Origin of the sequence: Acutalibacter intestini (assembly GCF_034334985.1) — a bacterium.
Lineage (GTDB): Bacteria > Bacillota > Clostridia > Oscillospirales > Acutalibacteraceae > Acutalibacter > Acutalibacter intestini.
In genome coordinates, this window is sequence record NZ_JAWXXL010000110.1 from 1 (window position 1) to 1,049 (window position 1,049).

At 53.0% G+C, this 1,049-nt stretch carries 1 protein-coding gene; it reads left to right on the forward strand.

The features are described from left to right. Positions 1 to 1,049, forward strand: a 1,049-nt coding sequence (locus U8U68_RS21905; RefSeq protein ID WP_322204582.1) for a recombinase zinc beta ribbon domain-containing protein, incomplete at both ends; no start/stop codon positions are given.

The following is a 1,049-nucleotide window of genomic DNA, read 5'->3' on the forward strand; positions in this document are numbered from 1 at the left end:
CAAAACGGCTGCTCCCTGTTGAAAATTGCCAACCGCCTGAACGATGAAAATATAGAGTACCAGCCCGGCATTACCGGCTGGAATAAGTCCCGCATTATGCGCCTGATTGAGGATAAGCGATATACCGGCAAGGACAATTTTCCAGCAATTATTGATAAGGGAACGCACCAGGTCATGGTCGAGATGAAAGCCCAAAAGAACACCCAGCACGGTACCGACCGCACCTGTGAAATTTTCCATATAGATGTGTCGGTAACCTGTCCAGAGTGCGGCGGCGAGATGGTTCGACGGCATGACAGCCGGTTCAAGAAGTGCCAGCAACGATGGATATGTTCAAATGTGGACTGCCTGAGCAAGAAGGTCAAGCGCAACGATGGGCAGGCGCGCCCCAAGTATTATGTAGAGAACAATCATCCGGCGATTATCGACCCTGCCACCTTTGGCCGGGCGCAGGAAGAACTGGCGCGGCGCACCGGCAAGCGTAAGGTCAAACAAAAGGGCACCAAGACCGAGCAGGGCCGATACTCCAGTAAATATGCCTTGACAGAACTGCTGGTCTGTGGTGAGTGCGGCACCCCTTACCGCCGATGCACCTGGACGGTCAAGGGCGAAAAGAAGCCCGTCTGGCGGTGCATCAACCGGTTGGACTTCGGCAAGAAATACTGCCACCACTCGCCCACGATGGAGGAAAGTGTGTTGCAGGAGGCCGTCATGGCAGCAATCATGCGCACGGCAAAGCAGGGTGCCGATGTGCTGGGTACGTTGAAACTGCATATCGGTATGGGCCTGAAAAACGATAGTAGTGAGGACAACAGCCTGGATATCCAGATAAGGATAGCGGAAATCGATGCCAAGTTCAAGGCTATGCTCCAGGCTATAGCTACCGACACAGTTGAGGAATTCGATGAGCATCAGGCCACAGCGCTCATGGCTGAGAAAAACAGCTTGGAGCAACAGTTGGCTCAACTTGACAATGCACAGCAGGAAAAGGAGAATGCAGAGTCCCGGCTGGATGAAATTTTTACTATCCTGGATGGGCTGGAGAATCA